The sequence below is a fragment of the Leptolyngbya cf. ectocarpi LEGE 11479 genome (assembly GCF_015207065.1).
Classification (GTDB): domain Bacteria; phylum Cyanobacteriota; class Cyanobacteriia; order Phormidesmidales; family Phormidesmidaceae; genus Leptothoe; species Leptothoe ectocarpi.
Genome location: NZ_JADEXP010000081.1, coordinates 1 through 19,813, shown reverse-complemented (window position 1 = coordinate 19,813; position 19,813 = coordinate 1). Strand labels below are relative to the sequence as shown.

Below are 19,813 nucleotides of genomic sequence, written 5' to 3'. Positions count from 1 at the left end.
GCCCAAACGCAGCTCTATCAAAAATTACTACAGGAGCTACAGGCATTTATCTAAGAACGCAAAATCAATTAAATTCCAATTTTTGATTCCGATTTTTGGATGTACAGACATTCCAGGGAACGTCTCTGCTGCATTTATACTCCGGACTTTATTGATAGCTTGCTCCTAGTTTGGGCCATACCAACCGTCAATAGATCGCTATTTTTTTACGTCCTACACGCATTAATGAATGCCAATATACTTGGTTAGCTGCCCCCAGGTGGATCAGCGCAGCCATTAGAGGAGCAATCGTATGCACAACAGTTTCTTTGAAAATTCCTTGGATCAAGACGCCATTAAACAGCGGATCCTATCCTTGGAGGATGGTAAGGTCGGCTTTTACAGCATTGGCCTCTATCCAGGGTCGATTGCGTATAACTGTGCAATGCAGACAGATGGGAAGTTCCTACGCCTAGCAACCCGACCAGGACGAACACTGATGGGGGCCTTTTCCAAGGATGCGCAGCAGGGCATGGATCCCGACCACGTCGAGACGCTACAGCGGATGGCCGTCCATGAACAAGGCAGTACGTCTGTGCCAAACACCTTAACGGATTTGATTAACACCTGTGACCTCGTGGTCCTGAGCGCCAACAGTAACCACATTGAGCAGGATGTGCAAGAAGCCTGTGCGCTGCGGACGGAGCTTAACCGTGAGCAGGTCGTCCTAGCTTGTCTAGCGGGGTCGTTTAGCCATGACTTTATCAGCAACGAATCCTATGTTCTGTGCGAAAAGCAGCCTAATTTGGCATTTTTCTCAGGATTTCATCGCCATGGAGCGCTCCGCAACCCGCTCGATAGCTTTACAGCTAATTTTTGTCATCCCAATGCTCTGACGGCTCTGCTGGGCGCCCGCATGATGGATAAGCTCTCGCCCAACATTCAGGTTTCCCCAGGCATCCACAATGTTGAAGCGCAGTATATCAAAGCCGCCAAAAACATGTCCTCGATTTTTGCCGGGTTTGGCTATACCTACCATCGCGAAAACACAGGCACACTGCCAACGCTGCTCACACTTTTACTGGATCAATGTATTGACCAGGCGGCAACCGTCTCCATGTCTCGCCACGACCGCCAACAGATTTACAATCGTCAGCCAATTGCCCTAACAGAGCTGGGCTACGGCGTTCAGCGGATTGAGGCCACCCTCAGCCGGGGAGGCGATATGGAGAAAGTGCGCGACCACACCTTTGCCCAACTGACGGCGATGGTCGCAGATGTTCGCGGCAGTATGCTGATGCCGGTATCCGGCCATCCCACCCGCAATTTCCAAGCCGGGCAGGTGTTAGCAGAGATGATGCTAATCCATCAACGCTGTCCCCGTCAGATTGAAGAATTGGAAGAGTGGTGCGAAAAAGCCGGTTTACGCAAAGGGGGATTAGAGGGGCTAAAAGCACTGCGCTACTGGCCACAAATCGTCCGGAAATACGACATTCAGGTGCATGATGCCTCCATGGTGAACCTGCTGTATATGCTGCTCTATGGCAAGCCAACCACAAAAGAAGCCGCCTTTTCAGTCATGACTGAAAGCCGTGAACTCTCAAATTACTGCCAAGAATCAGTCCGGCCAACCCACAGTCGCAAGTATGCTGAGGCTTTGCAAAACCTAGATAAGCCAGAGGCCCTAGACCTACTTGCCAATGCTGTGGTGGCAGATAATGCCCGCCAGGCCATCAATGACGATAGTTTTGCCGATGAGAACGACGATCCAGAAAATGTTCCGCCCTACTTGAAGATGATGAACGTTATTGAAAATGTCTGGTAGATGGCCTGGCCCTCCGATGAGACGCCCTGCCTCCTAAACCTCTGGCGGCTCTAGATCATCCTTGTTCTATCGCTAGATAGATGTCGATAAAAGCTATTGCTGATACTTTCAAATCGGTAGGGGTAAGGTATTCAGTAGTATGGGCGTTACTGCTCGTTGGTCAGAAAAGAGCTTTTTAGTTTCTAGATACATCCTATTCCTTAATTTATGAGCAGTTCAGGCCTAGCCGTTGAGAAGTCGCCAGCATCAGAAGAACCGTCATCCGTTAAACCCCAACCCCCTAAACCCAAATTCAAGCTATGGCAGCTGTGGAATATGAACCTAGGCTTTCTAGGGATTCAGTTTGGCTGGGGGTTACAGATGGCCAATATGAGTGCCATCTTTGAACATCTAGGCGCCCATGCCCATCAACTACCGCTTCTCTGGATTGCGGCTCCCCTCACGGGATTACTGATCCAGCCCATTGTGGGTAATCTCAGCGACTATACCTGGGGACCGTTGGGGCGACGGCGTCCTTATTTTTTGGTAGGGGCCATTTGTGCTACAGCGGCCCTGGCCTTGATGCCCCACGCCTCCGAGATGTGGATGGCTGTGGTTTTACTGTGGCTGCTCGATACCAGTGCCAATATCAGTATGGAGCCCTATCGAGCGTTTGTCGGCGATTTATTACCCAAGGAACAGCGCACCCAAGGCTTTGCTACCCAAAGTTTAATGATTGGTCTAGGTGCTGTGTCGGCCTCGATTTTGCCATGGATTCTCAGTCATATTTTTCATGTAGAGGCGACTAGCAACAGCCTGCATAAAATTCCACTCACCATCGAGATTTCTTTCTATGTGGGAGCTGGTATGTTCTTAATGACGGTGTTGTGGACCATCTTCACCACAGACGAAAATCCTCCCAAAAACTTTAGGGCGTTTGAAAAACTGCAGGAGAAACGAGGGGGGCTGATAGGCAGCTTTCAGCAAACCTGGCAAGCTCTGCATCAGATACCAGCAGCTATGAAAAAGCTGGCCTATGTTCAGTCGTTAACCTGGCTAGGAATATTCTGTTTCTTTTTGTATTTTCCACCGGCTGTTGCCCGTAATATTTTTGGGGCCGTTGACCAAAGTTCTGCACTATACAGCGATGGCATAGAATGGGCCGGTATTTGTTTTGCCGTTTTTAACAGTGTCTGTGTCGGATTTTCATTTTTAGTACCGGCCCTATCCCGTAGATTTAGTCGCCAGTCACTCCACTGCTTTTGTTTATTGTTAGGCGGCGTGAGTCTGCTTTCAATCACGGTGTTTCAAAACCAATATTGGCTGCTGCTGGCAATGGTTGGTTTTGGCATTACTTGGGCGAGCGTATTAGCGCTGCCTTACTCGATGCTGATGCATGCTATTCCCCCTGGACAGAAGGGGATCTACATGGGTATTTTTAATTTCTCGATTGTTCTACCCGAGATTTTAGTGTCCCTAGGATTTGGCTGGGTTATGAGACAATTTCTGCACAGCGATCGTCTGGTGGCCATCGGAGTAGGTGGGGCTTTTCTGGTGCTGGCTTCAGTGCTGATGTCTCAGCTAACGTTTCCTTCCTTGGCGGGTGATCTAAACAGCGATATAAAAACTACAGATAGTACAGGTGTGGAGAAAGAAGTCACGGCAGCATAAAAACGGATTACAGCTATAGTCCCTAACACCTGATAGCGCCCGTCTCCCACGGTAGCTTCCATACCCTTACGCCAAGCATGACTGCATTAGACTTTATTGTCCAGACTAAGGCCAAGATCGCTGCTATCACTGAGCCGCAGACTGATGCCGCAGACTTGACCAACTGCGATCGCGAACCCATTCATAGTCCTGCAGCCATCCAGCCCCACGGCATCATGGTGGTGCTAGATTCGTCCTGGACGATTCAAAAAATCAGTCAAAACACCTCTGACCATTTGGGACGCGTGCCTGATGAACTGCTGGGTCAGCCGCTGTCGGTGCTAGTGAGTAACCAGCAAATTCAGCAAATCGCCGCCTGTTTAGAAGAAGAGTTCGACACAGTTAACCCACTGCAAGTGGACATTAGCGTGGACGATGAGACCCAGACCTTCTCAGGGGTGGTTCACCGCAGCGATCGGTATGTCGTACTAGAGCTAGAGCCGACGGCAGCACCAACATCAGCCAACTTCTTTGACTTTTATCGCTTGGTCAAGCGCCCCGTCAGTCGTCTGCAAAAGACCCAAACCTTAGATGAATTGTGTCAGGTGGCGGTCAGTGAGATGAAGCAGATCACCGGGTTTGACCGGGTGATGGTGTATCGGTTTGATGATGATGGGGCAGGCAGTGTTATCGCTGAAGCAAAGCAGGAGGAGATGTCTCCTTTTTTAGGACTGCACTATCCCCCTAGCGATATTCCCAAACAGGCAAAGTATCTATATTTGCTCAACCTGCTACGGCTGATTCCCAATGTTGTCTATACACCGGTCCCGTTACTTTCGGTCCCTGATGTGGCTTCTGATGTGGCTCCTGATGTGGCTCCTGATGCAGCCCCTGATGCAGCCCCTGATGACGACACAGCACCGCTAGACATGAGCCTGGCTACCCTCCGCAGTGTGTCACCGCTCCATGTGGAATATTTGGCCAACATGGGAGTGCAGGCCTCCATGTCGATTTCGTTGATTTGCGATCGCAAACTTTGGGGCCTAATCGCCTGTCACCACAGCAGTCCTAAAAAACTGTCCTACGAAATGCGGACCACCTGCGAGTTTCTGGGACAGGTCGTTGCCCTTGAGATTCCGTCTCTAGAGAAAAATGAAGACAGCGACTATAGATTTAATCTCAACACGATCCAGGCCAGCGTTGTCAAATCCTTGGGCAGTAGTCAAACCCTGCATCAGGGCTTAACCCAAAATCCAGATACATTAATGGCGTTAGCCAATGCAGCGGGGGTGGCTTATTGCGAACACAGCAAAATTACCCTACTGGGCCACACACCCACCCAGGAAGACGTGAAGCACCTGGTTTCCTGGCTAGACCAGCAGCTAGGTCAAGATGTTGTTTATCAAACCTCAGCCCTCAGTGCGGTTTATCCTGCTGCCGCCAACTTTGCTAGCGGCGTCAGCGGTCTGCTCGCCCTATCTATTTCTCAAAAACAACAAATTTACCTGCTTTGGTTCCGTCCTGAGGTACCCCAAACGGTTAACTGGGCAGGGAATCCGAAAAAAGCAACCGAAATAGACACCGACGGCCACAGTCGCATTTCCCCCCGTAAGTCATTTGACCTATGGAAGGAAATGGTGCGCCAGCGGTCGCTGCCCTGGAAACCCTGTGAGGTAGAAACCGCATTAGAGCTGCGCAGCGCCATCACTGGGCTAGTGCTTAAAAAAGCAGATGAGCTGGCCGAGCTTAACTCTGAGCTTCAGCGCAGTAATGCAGAGCTAGATGCCTTTGCCTACGTGGCCTCCCACGACCTTAAAGAACCCCTACGTGGCATCCACAACTACTCCAGTTTTTTGATTGAAGACTATGGTGACCAGCTTGGGGATGACGGTACCAAAAAGCTACGAACCCTAATGAAACTCACCCAGCGAATGGAGGACCTGATCAATTCGCTGCTGCACTATTCGAGGCTAGGGCGGACTGAGTTTCTGATGAAACCAGTGGATCTAAATCAACTGGTGGATAGCGTGGTGGAGGTAATTAAAATCAGCAAGCCGGAGCAGGTGAGCTTCCGCATACCCCAGTCACTGCCTACGCTGACCTGCGATCAAAGCCAGGTCAATGAGCTATTGACCAATCTTGTTAGCAATGCGATCAAGTACAATAACAAAGCTGAAAAGTGGGTAGAAATTAGTTACTTAGACGCCAAAGACTGTCCGAATGCGCCCGTCGCCGCCGATGCCACCATTTTTTATGTACGCGATAACGGCATTGGTATTCGCCCCAGGCATTTGGAAGCAGTTTTTAGAATATTTAAGCGGCTCCATGCCCCTGGTAAATATGGCGGCGGCACTGGAGTAGGTTTAACCATTGCCAAAAAAATTGTGGAACGCCACGGGGGGACAATTTGGCTCGATTCAATCTACGGAGAGGGCACTACGTTCTACTTTACCCTCACAAACTAAGACTATGAGCGACTATTCTTCCCCTACCCTACTGGTTGTCGAGGACAGCGACGATGATTTTGCCGCCCTTGGCCGTATCATAGACAGAAGCTGTGACATCCATATTCCGATTATCCGCTGCAACGATGGTGATGACGCCCTCGACTTTCTACACAGAGAAGGTGCCTATACCCAGGGGCAGCCATCAACTATGCCAGAAGTGATTTTGTTGGATTTGAATCTGCCAGGTACCGACGGTCGAGAGGTGTTGCAACAAATCAAGCAAGATGAGCAGCTCAAAACCATACCGGTGGTGGTGATGACCTCATCGTCTAACCCCCAGGACATTGACGACTGTTATCAGGCTGGCGCTAACAGCTACATACTCAAGCCTACCAATATTGAAAAATTCAAGGCATCAATCCAGGCGTTTATCCATTATTGGTTTGCGGTAGCGATCTTGCCCATACGGCTTTAGCGAAGGGGCCCTATGTAAGAATATATTTTTTCTGTAGAATATGGGTAGTTGAGTGTCGGGTTATTCCGATGGCGAGGGTATTCCGATGGCTGATGCAGTTAATATGCCAAAGCATACATGCGAGAATTCCGACACATTTAGCTGCACGATACTCATTGTTGATGATTCTGAAGCGGACCGCGTTGCCTATGAGCGCTACCTGACGCAGTCCGGGATTGTATGCTCTACTGTGTTTAGCACCTGTGGTGAGGACGGTCTAGCTCTGTGTGAACAGTCTTACCCAGATGTACTGTTGCTAGATTATCGGCTGCCAGATATAGACGGACTAGAATTTTTACAAACCCTAGGGCAAACCTGCCAGCCCATGCCGGCAGTGATTATGCTGACCGGGCAGGGCAGCGAGCAGGTGGCGGTGGAAGCGATGAAAATGGGAGCCACGGACTACCTGATTAAGGGTGATCTCAACATCAGCACCTTAGTCCAAGCCGTACGCCGAGCCCTGACCAAACAACAGCTGATGCGCACCATTGCTAAACAGCAGGAGCAGCAGCAGCTAATGGCCAGTATTTCGCTGCGCATCAGCCAGTCTCTGGATGTGGAAACTAGCTTGAAGATTGCGGTGGAAGGGGCTCGTAGTTTTTTAGATTGCGATCGCACCCTGATTTATCAGTTTCAACCCGACATGAACGGCACCATCGTCGCTGAATCCGTCCTAGACGGCTGGAGTGTTGGTTTAAGTGCTGAAATCGAAGACACCTGCTTCGTTGAACAGGGAGCAGAACGCTATTGTCAGGGCCACAAAACTGTTATTGACGACATTTATAGTGCTGGGCTCACCCCCTGCCATATTCAGCTGCTAGAACAGTTTGAAGTGAAAGCCAATCTGGTTGTCCCCATTTTGTTGCAACCGTCTGCAACCTCAAAAAAGACAGTGCTCTGGGGATTGCTAATTGCTCACCACTGCCACCAGCCTCGCCCATGGCAAAGTAACGAGCTTAGTCTGCTGGACGACCTATCCGTACAGCTCGCCATCGCCATCCAACAAAATCAGTTTGTTTTATCCCTAAAAGAACGGGCCGCTGCCATGGATAGGGCAAACCGCCGTCTTCGAAAAGCTAGCCAGCTACTAAAAAAGCGCAATCAAGAGTTAGATCAATTTGCCTACATTGCCTCCCACGATCTAAAAGCACCGCTGCGAGCCATTAAAAACCTAGCACTCTGGTTACAAGAAGATTTAGAAGGACAGATTCCTACAGAAAACCAGCAACAGATTGCCCTAATGAGAACTCGGGTACAGCGTCTAGAAAGCTTTATTGATGGACTGTTGCGCTACTCACGGGCAGGGCGTGAGAGTTTAGAGACCCGAGAACTTGATCCACTGCAGCTGCTCAATGAGATTTTAGACTCCTTGAGCGTCCCTGAGTCAATGAAGGTAACCTTACCGACCACCGCCTCTACGCTGGTTACCGAGAAACTCTTACTCCAGCAAGTACTCACAAACTTGATCAGTAACGCGATTAAATACCATCATCGCCCCGATGGTCATATTACCATTTCCCTAAAAGAGCTGGGCTCTAGGGTAGAGTTTACCGTCGCTGACAATGGGCCAGGGATAGCCCCTGACCATCACGAACGGATCTTTGCCATATTTCAGACTCTAGAGAGCCGCGACACGGTTGAAAGCACTGGCATCGGCCTCAGCATTGTTAAAAAGATTGTTGAAGGCCAAGGTGGAGAGATTACCCTAACGTCTGAGCCCGGCAAAGGCAGCGCATTCTCATTTACCTGGAAAAACCAGTTCTCAGGTAGTAGAGATCTAGATAAAAGCTGACGTAACTGTAGCTTTACTCCCTTAGATATACGCCTATGGGTCAGCTGTTTGATACTTTGTCGCTGTTGAGCAATAACGCTTCTGAGACGGAGTTTAATCGCTGGGTTCAATCACCAGTAGCTGACCATTATCCTCATCGGTCAGCGCATAAAGCTTACCATCTGGCCCCTGACGCACATCCCGCACCCGCTGCCCAATGGCGATAGTGTCTACTTCCTGGAGCTGACCCGATGCATTAATGTCAATCCGACGAATTTCTCTATCGACTAAGGCCCCGGCAAATAAATCCCCCTGCCATTCAGGAAACGCACTGCCGTGGTAAACCGCCAGACCCGATGGCGCAATGGACGGGGTCCAGACGATCTGCGGATCAACCATGCCAGGCAAGGACTGGTTTGGGCTAACCAACTGATCCACATGATACTCACGGCTGTGGCTAGCTAGGGGCCAGCCGTAGTTTTCTCCTGATTCTAAAAGATTTAGCTCATCGCCCCCGCGAGCCCCGTGCTCAGTGGCCCACACGGTTTGGTGGGTAGCATCATAGGCCAATCCCTGGATATTGCGATGTCCGTAGGTCCATAGTGCTGACCTATCCTGCCCCACAGCTGGGTTGTCATCAGGAATCGACCCATCGTCATTGAGGCGAATGACTTTGCCCAAATGGCTATCGGTTTTTTGGGCCTGCTGACGAATCAGGGCTCCATCTAGCTCCAGGGGATAATTGCCACCATCTCCGATGGCTACCAGCAATGTATTGTCAGGCAGCCACAGGAGCCTAGAACCAAAGTGCTGGGTGCCTGGTTTAGATGGAGATACGGTAAAAATAACCTCCCAGTTGCTTAGACTACCGCCATCGAATCTGGCCCGCGCCACCTGAGTCTGGTTGGCATCGGGTGTCCCAGCAGCATAGGTAAAGTAGACCAGATGATTTGCTTCAAACTGGGGATGGACAGCCACATCCATCAGTCCCCCCTGACCCTGGGCAAAGACAGGGGGGATGCCATCGATCAGGGTCATTTGTCCCTCTTGCCAGTGTTTGAGACGGCCCCGGCGTTCGGTAATCAGCAAACCGCCATCGGGCAGCCACGCCATACTCCAGGGATGATCTAACTGGGATGCGATCGCACGCACCTGATACCCCCCACCCGTCTGCTTAGAAACACTTGACAGCAGCGGCTGACAGGCGGTGGTCACCAACAACACAGCAACCCATAAGCGGTTGAAGCGGATCATAGGCAGTCCTAAGGCAGTATGTCCCTATTAAAGCGCGTTCCTATTACAGCCTGTGGTTTTTTGTAACAGACCGCATAGATAACTAAGTCAAAAGAGACCCAATAAATAAGATAGACCTATGGATAGGAATAAAGTCACAAACGCCGACTCAGCCTGGGTTGCACCAAATTGCCGCATTAAAAGTACACATTGGATTACAAAACAGAACGCAAATGGCCTGATATATTAGTGGCTTCCTAGTGTCCAACGGTTCGTAGGAGGCCCATCTACTCATAGTGTTTTTCTATACCTCTGGTTGACGGTGGTGGCCCCATGTCTCCTGAAGATGCCATCACACTTGTTGATAAACTCCTTTCACCGTATCGATTAACGGCTATTCAAGAAGTCGTTTTCAGACGATGCTGGCAGGGATCTACTTACGCTCAAATCGCGGCCAGTGAGGGCTACGATGCCGATTACGTACGAGTAACGGGATCCCGTCTTTGGCAAAAGATCTCCCACGTGTTGGGGGAGCGCGTTACCAAAAAAAATATTCATGCGGTGCTGCGACAGCAGGCCTATCAGCTGCATCAGCCTGCGACACCAGACCGATGGTGGCCCGATTCACAGCAGTCAGACACCACATTTCCAGGCAGCCCCCTACCGTTGGGCAGCCCGCTCTACGTAGAGCGCCCTCCGGTGGAAAACCAGGCCATGGGTGAATTATTAAAACCTGGGGCTTTGTTGAGGGTGCGCGCCCCGGAACGATGGGGTAAAACCTCCCTCGTTAACCGTCTAGTTGCCCAGGCTCAATCCTTTAGCTTCAACGTAGTACGGCTTAACTTTCGCCAAGCAGATGGGTATGTATTGGCCGATTTTGATCGGTTTTTACGTTGGTTGTGTGCCAACATTGCCCAGCAGTTAAAGCTCACTGGCCAGTTAGATGATGTATGGAGTGCCGATCTAGGCAGTAAGGTCAGCTGTACTAACTATATGCAAAGTAGTGTGCTGGAACCGCTGCAGCAGCCACTCCTGCTGGTCATTGACGATCTCCAGGCCGTGTTTGAACATCCTGCCATGGCCCAAGAATTTTTACCCATGTTGCGGGTGTGGCATGAAGAGGCCAAAAATCTAAAAGAGTGGGGCTATCTGAGGCTACTGGTGGCCTATGCCACTGAAGCCTATATTCCACTGCAGATTCATCAGTCGCCATTTAACGTAGGCCTCCCCCTGCGGCTGCCTGCCTTTACCCTGGCCCAGACCCAGCAGCTAGCTCAACGCTATCGCATTCCATGGGATGAAGGGCTGGTGTCTCTGCATACGCTGGTAGAGGGGCACCCTTATTTGATTCATTTGGCCCTGTACAATCTCAGTGTCCACAAGATGGACCTCAACCAGCTAATCGATGAAGCCCCTCAGCATAGCGGCATCTACAGCGATCACCTCCGCAGCTATCTAGCTATTTTTGAAGCAGAACCCAAACTCGCCCGCACATTTTATCGGGTGATTAATCAAGAGACGACCAGTGAGCTAGAGCCCATGGCCGCCTATCGTTTAGAAAGTATGGGATTAGTCACCCTGATAGGGAATACAGCCACCGCCAGCTGTAACCTGTATAGACAGTATTTTGGTGGACGTCTAGGAATCGATCCAGGCTGATGTGGCTATGGTGTTGGACAGGGGCTTTTTGAGGGGACGCAGGGCCTGGATATGGGCAAACACCTCTTCGGCTGTATAGGGGGCACAGAGATAGGCATCGGCATTACTGCAGCAGCAGGAGGCACCTATCTCTGCGCATACGAGTACAGGAATATGGCCAATCACAGAACTACGTTTGATGCGATCGCATAAAGCATCTGTCCCAGGGGCAGCCTCTATGATAATTAGCTCAGGTGAAATAAAGCTTAACAACGGTAGTAAGGCGTCACCGTCACCCACCTGAAAAACGGATAGACCATGCCAGTGCAGCAGGTCAGCCAGCAGCGTTTCGGGCTGACTAGGACTGCCAACAATTGCGATATCTTTCATAACCATACCTCCTGTAATCCTTGAAACCGAGTGCTAAGAGCCATGGAATACCAAGACCCGTGGCGATACCGATACGGTGATGGGAACAGGATTATAAACATTCCCAAAAACCAGAAAATTGGACAAAAGCAAAAATGAAAACTGGTGAGCAAACGTGCCTCTGGAGGCCTTTGCTCAGCAATGATAGTAAATATGATGGTTTGTTTTGTTTTTCGCGATTACAGCCCAGATACTGTTGAAAACGAAACGGGTCTGTAAATCAATTGATAACTGACGGACTAGCTCGCTATGAAAGCAATTTAAGGGAAAACACCGAAATTGTGTAAGGTGAAAAAAGTAATTTAAAAGAATATCCTAATGGTCTTCCTAGATACCCCCACTTAGATACCTCCACTGCATAGCTGACGATCTGCGTCCGACAGATTATCACTATGGACTAAATAGTCATCTAGCCAGCGGCAGCCATCGTCTAGGAGTTGCTCAAAGCTGCGGCTGTCTCGCCAGTCCCACAGAATGACTTGACGGTCATGGCCGCTAGAGAGCAACGTTTGACCATCGGGACTAAAGGCCACTCCCCAGGTAAACTCATTGTGACCGTAGAGAGTTTTCATCAGGGTGCCATCCTGTTTCCAGATACGTACGGTGCGATCGTAACTGGTGGATGCGAGCATCTGACCATCCGGGCTAAAGGCCACTCCGTGCACCCTAGCCTGATGGCCGTTGAGGGTGGCGATAGGGCGACCCGTAATAGACCAAAGCCGGATGGAGTGATCGGCACTAGCAGACGCAATCAGCTGACTATCGGGACTAACGGCGACGGCCCAAATAGGCGCACGATGTCCATGGAGGCTCTTTAACAGTTCCCCACGGCGATTCCAAAGCTTGAGGGTGTGGTCCCAACTGCCGGACACTAAGTATTGGCCATCGGGACTGTAGGCAATGCCATAAACGCGATCGCGATGCCCCCGCAAGGTTTGTAGCAGATCTCCATTGGGTCGCCAAAGCTTAATGGTGTGGTCCCAGCTAGCAGAAGCAATTTCTTCTCCATCCGGGCTAAAGGCGACGCCCCATACGATATCTTGATGCCCCTGCAGGGTTTCTAATAAGCCGCCCTCAGGCCGCCAAAGCTTGATAGTTTGATCCCAGCTAGCAGAAGCTAGGGTTTGCCCATCGGGACTAAAGGCAACCTGTCGGATGCGATTGGTGTGCCCTTGTAAAACAGACTGTAGGTTACCGCTCCAGTCCCAAACCCGAATGGTTTTGTCCCAACTGCCAGCAGCCACTATCTGCTGGTTAACATCTAAGCCAGTGACAGGCCCCTGGTAACCATGAAATGTCTGAGGAATTTTGTCCAAACGCCACAGCCGCACAGTGGCATCGTCACTGCTAGAGACCAAGGTTTGGCCATCGGGACTAAAATCAACGCTCCATGTACCCGCATCATGGCCTTTTAGGGTTTTTACCAGAGTGCCACTGCTGGTCCATAGTTTAACAGTGTTATCCCAACTAGTGGAGGCCAGCTGACGACCATCGGGGCTAAATTTCACATTCCACACCCGATCTTGGTGGCCTTCGAGCAGGATACTTTGGTCTTCTGTAAAAGACCAAGAGTCATTGCTACGATTCTCCAATGCCCAAAGTCTAATGGTCTTATCGTCGCTGGTGGAGGCTAAAAGTTGGCCATCCGGGCTAAAGGCTAAGCCATAAACCGGAGCTTGATGCCCTTTGAGTTCCTTTAACAGACGTCCGGTGGTAGCCTCCCAAAGTCGAATGGACTGATCTTCACTGGTGGTGACTAAGGTAAGACCATCAGGACTAATGGCCGCCTGGTTAACACTGGCTTCATGGGCCTGGATATCTAGCAGGAGTTCGCCTGTACGACTCCAAAGTTTGAGATGGCCATCCTCACCCCCTGTGACTAATGTTTGACTATCGAGGGAAACATCCACTGCATTGACTCGACTCTGGTGTCCTAGAAGCGTCAGCGGCGGGGCCACCACAGTCGGAATATCACTCTCGTAGCTAATGGGCCAAATTTTTGCAGTGGCATCGGCACTGGCGGACACTAAATACTCACTGTCGGGGCTAAACGCCACATCCCACACCGCATTGGTGTGACCACTTAGGGTGGTAATCAGCTGACCGTTGGCATACCAAAGCTTGAGGGTATTATCCCAGCTCGCTGAGGCTAAATACTGACCATCAGGGCTAAAGGTCACGTCATAGACAGGCGCCCGATGGTCCCGGAGCTGATTGGCTTCGGTGATATTTTGCATGGCTCGCCGCAGAGTCTTTTCCACTTGTTGTTTGACCGTGGGCTGAGGCTGAGGTAAACGCTGTAGCTGTTGAGCCGCGCGCACAGCTTCCAACAGAGCGAGCAGACGATTATCTTGGTTATAGAGGGCGTCGGAATAGTAGCTAACGGAAAGGGCCTGATTGTTTTGGTTGTCTTGCCGAGTCAGCATGGTCTGACGTGACTGGCGATAGGCGAGCATGGCCACGCTGGTGATGCTGAGAAATGCCACACCCATGCCGACAATCAAAAAGCGTTGTAGGGCAACGTTGCGCTGTTGGGCTTCCAGGCGTGCTTCGAGTTCTTTGAGGCGCTCTGATTCTAGTGCTTGCTGAACTTCTTGACGATCAACCGCAACACTATCGGCAATAAATTTATAGTCTAAGTCACTCAGTTGTTGATCCTTAGCCCAGGTCTGGGCTTCAACTAAAGACTGTCCCCGCAACAATCGGGAACGGTCCTGTTGATTTGAGTGAATCCAGGCTTCAAAGGCTTGAGAATAGGGACGTAATCGAGCCAGATGATAGTCCACCCAATGGGGGGTAAAAACCTTACGATAGAGCTGATTGCGAACGGTTAGCTGACCGGCTTGTTTAACGATCAGTCCCGAGAGTAGCAGCTCCTCTCGGAGATGATTATCTTCTAAGGTCAGGGACTGGCTGGATAACAGTTTTTTGTAGCATCCCAACAGCCGACTAATCATCTGGGGACGAGAGAGTAGGCGATCTTGGATAATTCTCAGGTGGGGGGGCTCATCCTGGGATTCCCAGTTCTTGATTAGCTGCGATCGCACTAACCCATCCACCCAGGGCTGCTCAACGTAAACCTCTGTGCGCGGGGCGATGCGAGTCACCACCAGCTGACAGAGCTTTTGGGTCAAAAAGGGCTGCCCATTGGTCCAATCCAAGATATAGCCCAGTGTTTCTACCGGATTGCTCACCATGGGAGTTAGCCAACGGCTGAGGGGCCGCGCTTCATCGAGGGTAAAGCCATTGAGTTCAATGGCGGTACCAATATTAAACGGTGTCCGGTTAGGATTTTGACAGAGATCGGTGGGGGTAGCTACCCCAAATAAGGCAAAACTAAGACGGCGATACTCTGGATTGTCCACCCGTTGGTTATAACAGTAGCGAATCAAAGTAAATAGGTCATCAGCGGCAAAGGGGAGTGCCAGGATACTGTCAATCTCATCGATAAAGATAACAATCCGGTCTGCCTCAATTTGTCGCAGCACCACATCTTTCATAAATCGCTCTAGGCGATGTACCGCCGAGAGGCTATCACCCTGTTGCCACCACTGTTGAAAGTTACCCTCCAGCTGTAGACTCCGCCATAGCTCAGCGGCAATGCCCATATACCATTTTTCTGCCGTAGCATTGTCGCTACCTAAATTAGTTAAGTCAATGGCGGCACAGCACACCCCGTCCCGTTTCAGCCGATGTTTTGTTCTGACCCTTAGGCTTGATTTACCAATTTGTCGAGTATTAAACACATAGCAAAACTCTCCTCGACTGAGACTGTCGTAGAGATGATCGTCGGCCTGGCGTTTGATATAGGTGGGGGCCTGGGCATGGAGACTACCACCGACCTGAAAAGTTGTTGTAGTAATGGTCATGGAGGTGTCCTTAGAACTACTCAAGCACCAGCTTAGCCACAGGCGGTGTAGCTTTTTGCTGACGAAAATTTACCGCTTGCCGCAGCAGCTGCCAAGCGTTGGGGGAAAAGATGGCCGGTAGCCCAAAGCTCAGGGCGCTGGTCAGCTGCTTTTGTTTAAGGGCAACGATCATCCAGTGCAGGCTCAGGTACTGACGAATCGCCTTCAGCGTGGGTAGCTGATCCTGATGTTTGGCACTGACGTGTTGATAGATCCGCTCTTTGATCAAAATATTGGTTTCCAAACGACGTTGGAGGGTGATTTTTTGGTCGTAGCCACCCGGCCATACGGTGCGATAGGTGAGGCATTTATTAATAAATAGGGCATCGCCATAGTCCGCTACACGAATCCAGGAGTCAATATCGTCAAAGCCGGTCATACTCAGATCCCAGCCCCCCGATTTTAAAAATGCATCCCGTCGCACAGCCACCTGAATCGGCGTGCCAAAGGGCACCACTTCTAAAAACATGCCGTAGTGGATATCTGCCTGGGGAATATAGAATACTTGACCGGGGCCAGTGGGGGGGGTACAGCTCAGCTCCTGGCCTTGATCATCAACCTGGGCGGCCTGACAGGAGCAAATCACGGCGGCAGGCCGTTGCTGAATGGCGTTAATCATATCAGCAATGCAGGTGGGGGCCAGGTAGTCATCGTCATCCACCAGCTTGATCCAGGTGCCAGTAGCTCGTTCTACGCCTGCATTGACGGCCCCTGAGTGGTTGGTGTTAGTGGCGTTGCGATGATAGAGCACCTGGTCTCCCAAGCTTTCAACATAGCTCTGGGTACCGTCGGTAGAAGCATTATCGACCACGATTACCTGACAGGGAACTGTCTGGTCGAGGGCGGTTGCGATCGCACGTTTCAACAGTTCGACCCGATTATAGGTGGTAATGACAATACTGAACGATATCGTCTCTGTATCCATGGTGTCTGGCCTTTATGAGCGCTCCCAGCTATTGTGCCAAATCCCAGCCAAAGTCACCCGTATTTTCCATCCTGCTTGCTAGGCAAGGTAAACCTTAGGGGATCGAGCCAAACTATCCTGAAATGCCATGGGTATTCCGTAGACATAGTTGGTAGATGCACCCTGATAAGAGCCTTAGCCCAATGGGCTAAGGCTTTTTTTTGTCTATGTAAAACTGTACAGAAGCTAAGTTTCATAGACACCGTCATGCCAGCTGCATACGGTTAAAGGTGCAGGCGTTGCTGATTGGCAAGTATAGCTTGGCGCACATAGTTCACAATATTAGTGATCGCTGAATGCCAGAAATGGCAACGGCTATGTGCGCATGCTTAATGCATTTGTATCATAGCAAGACTGTTGGGTGGAGATTTCTAGTAGAAAAACTAAGAACTACAAAATCTGCTGAGAAAAGCCCACCTTAGTCTTTGTTAGAATTGATGAAAGCTCTATTCTGCCTGGGACTCAAGCTGCTATGACTAGTCTGCAGATTAAATCCGATTTGACCCCTTTGACGGTGGATTTATCATCGTTGATGCCCCAGGCCAGAATGACGGAGGAGCAGTTTTATGCCTTTTGCCAGTCAAATCGAGATTTGCGCATTGAGCGGACCGCGACAGGTGAAGTAATCGTTATGCCCCCAGCGTTTTCAGATACCGGAAATCGGAACCTTAAAATTGCTCAGCAGGTGGCAAATTGGTCCGATCAGGATGGTACGGGTGAGGTGTTCGACTCAAGTTCAGGGTTTACCCTGCCCAATGGTGCCACCCGATCGCCTGATGTTGCCTGGGTAAAACTGGAGCGGTGGAATGCGCTGTCTAAAGAGCAGCAGGCTTCATTTGCTCCGATTTGTCCTGATTTTGTTGTGGAGTTGCGTTTTGCCAGCGATGCTCTAAAGACGTTGCAGGGAAAGATGGAGGAATATATCGACAACGGTGCAGAATTAGGGCTACTCGTTGACCGCAAGAATCGTACTGTACATATATATCGTCCTGGTCGCTCGCCTGAAATTTTGGCAAATCCTGATAGCGTTAACTGCGATCCTGAATTATCTGGTTTTTCACTTCAGAAAGAATAAGTGTTCGATGCTTAAGAAAAGCTTTGAATAAAGCAAAACCTCAAAAGACAGTACAGAAATCAGTAGCTAGTTTATCGTACGTAGCAAAAGGGCACATGGTCTACAACTGATTCACTGCTGACTGTGCCAGAAAGCTTAACTGATTCAGTCAGTTCAATCGTCAGGTCAGTTGGACTAATGTCCCTAATTCTAGTTCCTGAAGGTACATAGTCTTGATTAACAAAATCTCCAATCTGTAATAGGTGAATATTGGTTACCTCTGTGACTATGGTCGATCCATGTTTAAACTTTCCCTGAACTGAGCCATTTAGAATGACATAGTATTGAGAGTTTTCTGGTTGCCCAAAATCAGAACGTGGCATAATAACAGCTCTACTCAGATACCGTAATTTTTTGTAGCTGTCCTCTTCTGATGTATCGGTTGACGTCACGTTGAGGGGAAATACCTCATCTCGATAGGGTGCTCGTGGTTTGTTGCCTGTTGTGTCGGTGGGTACTTCAGCTTCGGCAGCTAGCGTGTAGCTAACAATATTCTTGTCAACCGTGCGACTGACTTTAGCTTTAGTTACTGTAAAAGCAGAGATAGCTATTGGATAATGCTTTACAGCGTTTGGTCCAGTACCTGCATAGTGGCCTTCCATAGGGTCAAATCGAGAGAACCAAAACAGACGGTCCCCTACCATTAGGGAGGCTCCTTGATTCTTCTGATCTTGTTCATCTTTTTTGGCTTCTTGCCGTTCTAGATTTAGTATCTGGAGTTTGCCGTTGTATCCTAACTGCTTTTGATCGTCAGCAACCTTAATAGAATCCAACTTCACGATCGGTAAGCTGACCAGGCGATCTGGATCATCACCTTTGAGAGTATTTCTGATGGATACCGTTTGTTCCCCAGCAAGTCCTCCCAGTATTCGAATCGATCGCGTACTCCAGTGAATGGGAACTCGACGTGGCTCGATATTGTTCAGAACAATAGGTAATTCATCGGATAGCTGAATTGAGGAAGGAGAGTCATGTGCTCGGACAATACAGTCTCTAAAGGAAACTGCTTGTCTGGAATAATTAAACGAATAAGGATTAGGATATGGGGTAATTCGGATAGGTGGCTCTCTTAAGACGGCATTACTTCGGATGTTGTCAAACTCCTCGGATGTAGGAAAGCGAAAACTGCATCCATCAAAGATAAACTTGCCAAAATTGGGAGCCACTAATAGTAAATGTAATTCAGAGACAGGCGAAAGCTCTTGATGATTTAGTATTTCATGTTTGGAAGATATTTCTGACTGTTTACTGTCGTTTTCTTTCTTCTTAATAGGAGAGCTTTTATTTAGAAATGTACAGCCTTTGAATTTTAGGATCATTGAGTTGTTAACAATCACTCCAAGAGTCCCAATGTAAGGAACTTCAGCATTTTCAAAGTTATAGTTGCAGCCTTGAAATGATACAGAAGCATTTGAGGCATTGACTGACGTAATCAGCCCAAACGTACCGAGTCGAATTACATTTTCACAATAATCGCCAGAAATCGAGCAGGGACCAACATAGGAAGAGGTCAGCCGATATAGCATACGACAATCTTTATATTGGTTAGAGGTCAGATTTACCAATGATGCAGTTCCTGTTCCAAAGTCAATTGTCGTAATGGCCGAAAACGCACGATAAAAAGAGGAGTTGCTGATATGACAACCTCGGGCCTGGGTTGAACCAACAGCTACTCCATAGGTACAGCCGTCAAATCTACATTGATGGAGATAGATAGCGTCATTCTGGGCCGCGCTTCCGGGGGCGATCGCAACACCCACCCCGAAGTTAAAAATAGCTACCCGCTCTAGTAAAATATCTTGACTACCGCTGACTGCTGCTACATAGACAACGCCCTTTGCCGTATCAGTCGCATAGGCTTGGTCTGAATTAGACACTGTAGGATGTGCTACATAGGCATCTGTCGCTACAGCGCAGTAGGGATTATGACGTCCCACCAAATCCGGCGACTCGATCCAATGATCACGATTGGGTCTTTTGCCGTTTTTGCCTTCTTGACGGGACTTAGAGAGACCACCTTCTAGTAAAAGATCGCGCAGAATTGTTCCTATGCCAAACTGAATATTGATCAGAGGTCGATTCTTATCAGGAGGCGTAAACTCTAGCTTTGTTGCTGGTATATTAGACTGCCTATCAGCAGTCCCATCTAGTATGGTGGCACTCCCAGTTCGACTAGCTCCTTCTAAAATAAACTGTTGAAAGGAGTTAAAGTTTTCTTGATCTAGACGATTAAACCTAGTTCCAACTCAGTTTGTTTGGCTAAAATGAGGGCATAGAGTTTGGAGGCCAAGGACGATGGCCAAACGCAAACGACGAGGAGTCGCCGGGGATAAAACGATCTGCCTACCGATAGCCGAGGGGA

At 49.5% G+C, this 19,813-nt stretch carries 12 protein-coding genes; 7 read left to right on the top strand and 5 right to left on the bottom strand.

Annotated elements, in window-relative coordinates:
- Window positions 1–292: 292 nt before the first annotated feature.
- The 5 genes from IQ260_RS11110 (at window position 293) to IQ260_RS11090 (ending at window position 8,186) form a co-directional block, all read left to right on the top strand.
- Window positions 293–1,804, top strand: coding sequence for a hypothetical protein (locus IQ260_RS11110; RefSeq protein ID WP_193993172.1), 1,512 nt, complete (start codon window positions 293–295; stop codon window positions 1,802–1,804).
- Between the two features lie 207 nt (window positions 1,805–2,011).
- The gene (locus tag IQ260_RS11105) at window positions 2,012–3,454 is read left to right on the top strand and encodes an MFS transporter (RefSeq protein ID WP_193993171.1); all 1,443 of its coding nucleotides are present in this window, start codon (window positions 2,012–2,014) and stop codon (window positions 3,452–3,454) included.
- A gap of 77 nt (window positions 3,455–3,531) precedes the next feature.
- Entirely contained in the window at window positions 3,532–5,898 is a 2,367-nt protein-coding gene (locus IQ260_RS11100; RefSeq protein ID WP_193993170.1) for an ATP-binding protein, read from the top strand.
- A gap of 4 nt (window positions 5,899–5,902) precedes the next feature.
- Entirely contained in the window at window positions 5,903–6,355 is a 453-nt protein-coding gene (locus IQ260_RS11095; protein ID WP_193993169.1) for a response regulator, read from the top strand.
- Window positions 6,356–6,440: 85 nt separating this feature from the next.
- Window positions 6,441–8,186, top strand: a complete 1,746-nt coding sequence (locus tag IQ260_RS11090; RefSeq protein WP_228015861.1) for an ATP-binding protein — start codon at window positions 6,441–6,443, stop codon at window positions 8,184–8,186.
- A gap of 93 nt (window positions 8,187–8,279) precedes the next feature.
- Here the strand turns inward: IQ260_RS11090 and IQ260_RS11085 are convergent, their stop codons facing one another.
- The gene (locus IQ260_RS11085; protein WP_193993168.1) at window positions 8,280–9,419 is read right to left on the bottom strand and encodes a PQQ-dependent sugar dehydrogenase; all 1,140 of its coding nucleotides are present in this window, start codon (window positions 9,417–9,419) and stop codon (window positions 8,280–8,282) included.
- 312 nt (window positions 9,420–9,731) lie between these two features.
- On the opposite strand from IQ260_RS11085, the gene IQ260_RS11080 reads away from it, so the two are divergent.
- On the top strand, window positions 9,732–11,057 hold the full coding sequence (locus IQ260_RS11080; protein WP_193993167.1) for an AAA-like domain-containing protein: 1,326 nt from the start codon (window positions 9,732–9,734) through the stop codon (window positions 11,055–11,057).
- Here IQ260_RS11080 and IQ260_RS11075 read toward each other — a convergent pair.
- From IQ260_RS11075 to IQ260_RS11065, 3 genes are all read right to left on the bottom strand, one after another.
- Window positions 11,037–11,426, bottom strand: a complete 390-nt coding sequence (locus IQ260_RS11075) for a response regulator transcription factor (protein ID WP_193993166.1) — start codon at window positions 11,424–11,426, stop codon at window positions 11,037–11,039. The genes IQ260_RS11080 and IQ260_RS11075 overlap by 21 nt on opposite strands.
- A 380-nt stretch (window positions 11,427–11,806) precedes the next feature.
- Complete coding sequence (locus tag IQ260_RS11070) at window positions 11,807–15,334, bottom strand: AAA-like domain-containing protein (RefSeq protein WP_193993165.1); 3,528 nt, start codon at window positions 15,332–15,334, stop codon at window positions 11,807–11,809.
- A 16-nt stretch (window positions 15,335–15,350) separates the two neighbouring features.
- A complete protein-coding gene (locus tag IQ260_RS11065) occupies window positions 15,351–16,298 on the bottom strand; it encodes a glycosyltransferase family 2 protein (RefSeq protein WP_228015858.1) in 948 nt (315 codons plus the stop codon).
- Between the two features lie 511 nt (window positions 16,299–16,809).
- Here IQ260_RS11065 and IQ260_RS11060 point away from each other — a divergent pair.
- The gene (locus IQ260_RS11060; RefSeq protein ID WP_193993164.1) at window positions 16,810–17,412 is read left to right on the top strand and encodes a Uma2 family endonuclease; all 603 of its coding nucleotides are present in this window, start codon (window positions 16,810–16,812) and stop codon (window positions 17,410–17,412) included.
- Window positions 17,413–17,483: 71 nt separating this feature from the next.
- Here IQ260_RS11060 and IQ260_RS11055 read toward each other — a convergent pair whose 3' ends face one another.
- A complete protein-coding gene (locus tag IQ260_RS11055) occupies window positions 17,484–19,211 on the bottom strand; it encodes a hypothetical protein (protein ID WP_193993163.1) in 1,728 nt (575 codons plus the stop codon).
- Between the last annotated feature and the right edge of the window lie 602 nt (window positions 19,212–19,813).

Coding starts and splice junctions, on each gene's coding strand:
- IQ260_RS11110 (WP_193993172.1), top strand. CDS start 293: ATGCACAACAGTTTCTTTGAAAATTCCTTGGATCAAGACGCCATTAAA.
- IQ260_RS11105 (WP_193993171.1), top strand. CDS start 2,012: ATGAGCAGTTCAGGCCTAGCCGTTGAGAAGTCGCCAGCATCAGAAGAA.
- IQ260_RS11100 (WP_193993170.1), top strand. CDS start 3,532: ATGACTGCATTAGACTTTATTGTCCAGACTAAGGCCAAGATCGCTGCT.
- IQ260_RS11095 (WP_193993169.1), top strand. CDS start 5,903: ATGAGCGACTATTCTTCCCCTACCCTACTGGTTGTCGAGGACAGCGAC.
- IQ260_RS11090 (WP_228015861.1), top strand. CDS start 6,441: ATGGCTGATGCAGTTAATATGCCAAAGCATACATGCGAGAATTCCGAC.
- IQ260_RS11085 (WP_193993168.1), bottom strand. CDS start 9,419: ATGATCCGCTTCAACCGCTTATGGGTTGCTGTGTTGTTGGTGACCACC.
- IQ260_RS11080 (WP_193993167.1), top strand. CDS start 9,732: ATGTCTCCTGAAGATGCCATCACACTTGTTGATAAACTCCTTTCACCG.
- IQ260_RS11075 (WP_193993166.1), bottom strand. CDS start 11,426: ATGAAAGATATCGCAATTGTTGGCAGTCCTAGTCAGCCCGAAACGCTG.
- IQ260_RS11070 (WP_193993165.1), bottom strand. CDS start 15,334: ATGACCATTACTACAACAACTTTTCAGGTCGGTGGTAGTCTCCATGCC.
- IQ260_RS11065 (WP_228015858.1), bottom strand. CDS start 16,298: ATGGATACAGAGACGATATCGTTCAGTATTGTCATTACCACCTATAAT.
- IQ260_RS11060 (WP_193993164.1), top strand. CDS start 16,810: ATGACTAGTCTGCAGATTAAATCCGATTTGACCCCTTTGACGGTGGAT.